The sequence below is a fragment of the Pantoea sp. F_5 genome, assembly GCF_008631595.1.
GTDB lineage: Bacteria > Pseudomonadota > Gammaproteobacteria > Enterobacterales > Enterobacteriaceae > Pantoea > Pantoea gossypiicola.
In genome coordinates this window covers 1-5,063 of the sequence record NZ_VWUO01000037.1, presented here as the reverse complement: position 1 = coordinate 5,063, position 5,063 = coordinate 1, and the positions used below count along the sequence as shown (strand labels likewise).

4 protein-coding genes, 4 tRNA genes and 1 rRNA gene are annotated in these 5,063 nt (G+C 51.7%); 1 reads left to right on the top strand and 8 read right to left on the bottom strand.

The features are described 5' to 3' along the window. The 5 genes from F3I44_RS23620 to F3I44_RS23600 form a co-directional block, all read right to left on the bottom strand. On the bottom strand, window positions 1-463 hold a 463-nt coding region (locus F3I44_RS23620; RefSeq protein ID WP_150019666.1), incomplete at its 3' end, for a GTP-binding protein. Window positions 464-571: 108 nt separating this feature from the next. Further along, window positions 572-647: transfer RNA gene (locus tag F3I44_RS23615), tRNA-Thr, on the bottom strand. A 5-nt stretch (window positions 648-652) separates the two neighbouring features. Beyond that, window positions 653-727 (bottom strand) — tRNA-Gly (locus tag F3I44_RS23610). A 190-nt stretch (window positions 728-917) separates the two neighbouring features. Then, window positions 918-1,002: transfer RNA gene (locus F3I44_RS23605), tRNA-Tyr, on the bottom strand. Between the two features lie 8 nt (window positions 1,003-1,010). Further along, window positions 1,011-1,086 (bottom strand) — tRNA-Thr (locus F3I44_RS23600). 711 nt (window positions 1,087-1,797) lie between these two features. Between F3I44_RS23600 and coaA the strand changes: the two genes are divergently transcribed. Then, window positions 1,798-2,745, top strand: a complete 948-nt coding sequence (gene coaA / locus F3I44_RS23590; RefSeq protein WP_009092666.1) for a type I pantothenate kinase — start codon at window positions 1,798-1,800, stop codon at window positions 2,743-2,745. Between the two features lie 43 nt (window positions 2,746-2,788). On the opposite strand, the gene birA is transcribed toward coaA, so the two are convergent. The 3 genes from birA to rrf all read right to left on the bottom strand — a co-directional run bounded on the left by birA (window position 2,789) and on the right by rrf (window position 5,047). Next, window positions 2,789-3,748, bottom strand: coding sequence for a bifunctional biotin--[acetyl-CoA-carboxylase] ligase/biotin operon repressor BirA (birA, locus tag F3I44_RS23585; RefSeq protein ID WP_150016049.1), 960 nt, complete (start codon window positions 3,746-3,748; stop codon window positions 2,789-2,791). After that, window positions 3,745-4,782, bottom strand: coding sequence for a UDP-N-acetylmuramate dehydrogenase (murB, locus tag F3I44_RS23580; protein ID WP_150016048.1), 1,038 nt, complete (start codon window positions 4,780-4,782; stop codon window positions 3,745-3,747). Before murB ends, birA begins: the two co-directional genes overlap by 4 nt. 149 nt (window positions 4,783-4,931) lie before the next feature. Then, window positions 4,932-5,047 (bottom strand): 5S ribosomal RNA (gene rrf / locus F3I44_RS23575). Between the last annotated feature and the right edge of the window lie 16 nt (window positions 5,048-5,063).

The window sequence follows — 5,063 nt, the reverse complement described above, 5'->3', positions numbered from 1 at the left end:
GCACTTCCATCTCAACCAGTTCCAGCAGCTCTTCATCATCAACCATGTCGCACTTGTTCAGGAACACGATGATGTAAGGAACGCCAACCTGACGACCCAGCAGGATGTGCTCACGGGTCTGTGGCATCGGGCCATCAGTCGCAGCAACAACCAGGATCGCGCCGTCCATCTGCGCAGCACCGGTGATCATGTTTTTCACATAGTCGGCGTGGCCTGGGCAGTCAACATGAGCGTAGTGACGTGAAGCAGTCTCATACTCAACGTGTGCGGTGTTGATGGTGATACCGCGGGCTTTTTCTTCAGGGGTGCTGTCGATCTGGTCGAATGCACGCGCCTGGCCGCCGTTGGTTTTTGCCAGTACGGTAGTGATAGCTGCAGTCAGGGTGGTTTTACCGTGGTCAACGTGACCGATGGTGCCCACGTTTACGTGCAGTTTGTTACGTTGAAATTGCTCTTTAGCCATCGCTAGTCCCTCTAAGACACGGATATATCAATGATATCATCACATTAACCAGGCAATGCCTGACTGCAAGGAAGTTACAGAGAAAATCAGGAGGGAGATTAAAGGAAGTGGTGCTGATACCCAGAGTCGAACTGGGGACCTCACCCTTACCAAGGGTGCGCTCTACCAACTGAGCCATATCAGCACATCTGGAGCGGGCAGCGGGAATCGAACCCGCATCATCAGCTTGGAAGGCTGAGGTAATAGCCATTATACGATGCCCGCATCCTGGAACTCGGCTACCTGTTCTTTCTGTAGCTTGCAGATAACAGTGAATGCTTCTCTGCTATCTACTGTCTGCCAGCGAAGCTGACCGACGTTGACTTCGCTAACGCTCAGTCTGAATTCAGGGTGATAAGTGACTCACCTGACAGATAAACAGGTCGTTTATCTGTACTCAACCGCGAGGCTGAGATGGTGGTGGGAGAAGGATTCGAACCTTCGAAGTCTGTGACGGCAGATTTACAGTCTGCTCCCTTTGGCCGCTCGGGAATCCCACCTACTTGATTGGTGCCGGCTACCGGAATCGAACTGGTGACCTACTGATTACAAGTCAGTTGCTCTACCAACTGAGCTAAGCCGGCATCAAGTGGAGCGCATTCTAGGAAGGTCGGGCCCTGGATGCAACTAAAAAATCGCATATTTTTTTCTATCGCTTACTATTTGTGCAAATCATCGCATTTTAACGTTTTTATGCAGATTATTTGTGCAATCTGGCTCAGTTTTCACGACTTTACTCTGGCTGTGCTGCGCCTCTGCCCCTCTCTTTGCAATGCCTGCCCCCAGCGTTCTCGATTCGATTATTTCGCTTATTCCTGAAAAAAGATCCCGGCCAGGCGCTGACTGTCGGTTTTTTCGTCACACAAGACCGATTTTTCCATGAAGACGACATCCCTTTTCTACAACAGCACCCGGCAGAATCATCTGGATGGCGTGCTTATTGATGGGATGTCGCATTTGCTTCATTACGGGGCTTAATGCGTTGCTCTGCCACCGGAACAGGTTAACAAGGCTGTTACGGACTGAAAACGGGAAAAAGCCTGGGACGGATTTATAACGTCATTGTCTGTTATAAAGTCGTTAATGGCTTGGCTAATGGCGCGTTTTGTGGCTATACCGACGAAAGCGAGATCACAGTTATCTTTTTACTTCTGTTAAAAGCCATACTGGTGATACCCTCCAGCCCATTGTTCTCACTGATAAACCAGCGATTCGTGATTCAAATTACCTGCGTTGTCCTGCTTATCGGATAACACGCCGGTGATAGCAATGAATTTGCGGTCAGATGCATGCTTATGGATAAAACGACTCCCCTGACAACGCCCTACTTAGAATTCACTCGTGAGCAGTGGGCGGCATTACGTGATTCCGTTCCTATGACGCTATCAGAGGAAGAGATTGCGCAGCTGAAAGGCATCAACGAGGACCTTTCTCTGGAAGAGGTGGCAGAAATTTATCTGCCTCTCTCGCGCCTGCTTAATTTCTATATCAGTTCAAATGTGCGTCGGCAGGCTGTACTGGAGCAGTTTCTGGGCACTAATGGGCAGAAGATCCCTTACATCATCAGTATTGCGGGTAGCGTTGCCGTCGGTAAAAGCACGACAGCACGTGTATTGCAGGCATTGCTCAGCCGCTGGCCTGAACATCGGAAAGTGGAATTAATTACCACGGATGGCTTCCTGCATCCTAATGCCGTGCTCAAAGAGCGTGGCTTAATGAAGAAGAAAGGATTCCCGCAATCCTACGATATGCACCGGCTGGTCAATTTCGTCTCTGATTTAAAGTCAGGTGCCAGTCAGGTTACCGCTCCGGTCTATTCGCATCTGATTTACGACGTTATCCCTGATGGCGATAAAGTCATACAGCAGCCGGATATTGTGATTCTTGAGGGGCTCAACGTCTTACAGAGCGGTATGGACTATCCCCATGACCCCCATCACGTCTTTGTTTCTGACTTCGTCGATTTTTCAATCTATGTCGATGCAGAAGAAGATCTTCTGCAAAGCTGGTACATCAATCGTTTCCTGAAATTCCGCCAGGGTGCCTTTACCGATCCCGACTCCTACTTCCATCACTATGCCCAGCTCTCCGAGGCGGAGGCCGTTGAGATAGCGGGTAACCTGTGGAAAGAGATTAACTGGCTCAATCTGCAGGAAAATATTCTGCCGACTCGAGAGAGAGCCAGCCTGATTATGACGAAAAGCGGCGATCACGCTGTCGATAAAGTCCGCCTGCGTAAATAACGCCAGTGATAAAAAAGCCTGCATTCATGCAGGCTTTTTTTATTCAGACGGGACGTAACGATATCTCTCCGCCAACCCATGCCTTTATTTCGCCATCCTGTTCCAGTAACAGCCCACCCTGGCTGTCAACACCGCGCGCAATACCGTGCACTTCGCGTTCACCGATGAGCAACTTAACAGGCCGGTTAATGAAGTTGTCCAGCGCGGCCCAGCGTGTCACAAAGGGCGCTAACCCCTCCTGCTCAAAGAGTGGCAGTGCCTTGCGCAGACGATTAATCAGACGAGCCGCCAGCTCGTTGCGATTCACCATTACTCCGGCTTCCTGCAGGTTGATCCAGCCCTGATTAATCTGGGAGGCATCAGCGGTGCGCATTGCCAGATTGATACCTGCACCGATCACAATCTGCGCAGCATCGCCCGTTTTCCCTGTCAGTTCAACCAGGATACCGGCTAGTTTGCGATCGTTAAGATAGATGTCATTAGGCCATTTTACCCTGACCTCATCTGCGCCAAGTGAGCGTAATGTCTCCGCCATGATGATACCGATGACCAGGCTGAGCCCCATTGCCGCTGCGGGGCCCTGTTCCAGTCGCCAGTACATCGACATATAGAGGTTAGCGCCAAATGGAGAGAACCACTGACGGCCCCGGCGTCCCCGACCCGCCTGCTGATATTCAGCAATACAGGCAGCACCAGATGGCATGTCATGCATGCGCTCCAGCAGGTACTGGTTCGTTGAGTCAATCACCGGTATCACCGAGACATTGCCCTGCTCAACCTGCGAGAGAATCGCCTGCTCATCCAGTAGCTGGATTGGCGCAGGCAAGCTGTAGCCTTTACCGGTGACGGTATAGACATCAAGTCCCCAGCTTTTCAGTGTCTGGATATGCTTGTTGATGGCAGCCCGGCTCATTCCCAGCGTCTCACCCAACTGCTCGCCAGAGTGAAACTCACCGTCAGACAAAATATCGACCAGCTTTAACGGGACATTGTGGTCTTTCATGCGATCACCTCGACGGCATTGCATTCACCCTGTGCCTGAATAAACCGAACTTCAGGCTCAAGCCAGACATCAAACTTCTCCCCTACCCGGGCGCGTACCGCTCTGGCCAGCGCCACGATGTCGGCAGGCAGGGCATTGTCAGCATTGATTAGCACCAGAGCCTGCTGCTGATGAACGGCTGCGCCCCCGATGCGATAGCCTTTAAGCTGGCACTGATCGATCAGCCAGCCCGCTGCCAGCTTCGTTTCTCCCTCTGGCATCAGATAGTGCGGCATGGCGGGGAACCGGGCCAGCAGAGCGCTGCACTGCGCCTGCGTCACCACCGGATTTTTAAAAAAGCTGCCGACATTTCCGGTGACTTTCGGATCCGGTAATTTGCTCTGCCGCATCTGGCACACTGCGTGATAGACATCCCAGGCATTGGCTGTCACCGGGTTAAGCGTTTTCAGATCGCCATAGGTTAATACCGGCTGCCATTGCTTAGGCAGGATCATCCCGACGGCGACGATGACATAGCCTGACTGGTAGTGATGTTTAAAAATGCTGTCACGATAGCCAAACTCACAGGCTTCACGGTCGAGGCGTTCTGTCTCACCACTGTGCAGATTAAGCACATCCACGTATTCGCAGACATCTTTTAATTCCACACCATAGGCACCAATATTCTGAATCGGTGCAGAACCCGTCATGCCTGGGATCAATGCCAGGTTTTCCAGGCCGGTAATCCCTTTTTCCAGCGTACTCTTAACCAGCTGATGCCAGTTCTCACCTGCCCCGACATGCAACTTCCAGCACTCAAATTCATCCCGAATTTTGATACCTTTAATGCGATTCAGCACCACGGTACCGGCAAAATTCTCCAAAAAGAGGACATTGCTGCCTTCACCGAGCACAAGGAAAGGCGTTTGATCCTGCTGGCTGGCCTGCCATGCAGCCAGAATGGCGGCAGGCGTCTCAGCGACGATGCGTTTTTGTGTATGTACTTCAAGCCCAAGTGTGTTGTCGGCTTTTAAGGAGGGATGCTGGCTGGACATTTGACGGCCTTAACTGAGTTATCTGGCCGTAGTTTACCGTATCAGAGAGGGGTTCTCAGGCAGTTTTCGGAGATTATGGTGCGGTTTTTACGATCTGCAGACGTAAAAAAGCCCCGCACTTTCGTGCGGGGCTTCTCTACTTATATGATGCCTAGCAGTTCCCTACTCTCGCATGGGGAGGCCCCACACTACCATCGGCGCTACGGCGTTTCACTTCTGAGTTCGGCATGGGGTCAGGTGGGACCACCGCGCTAAAGCCGCCAGGCAAATCTTGGTGCACG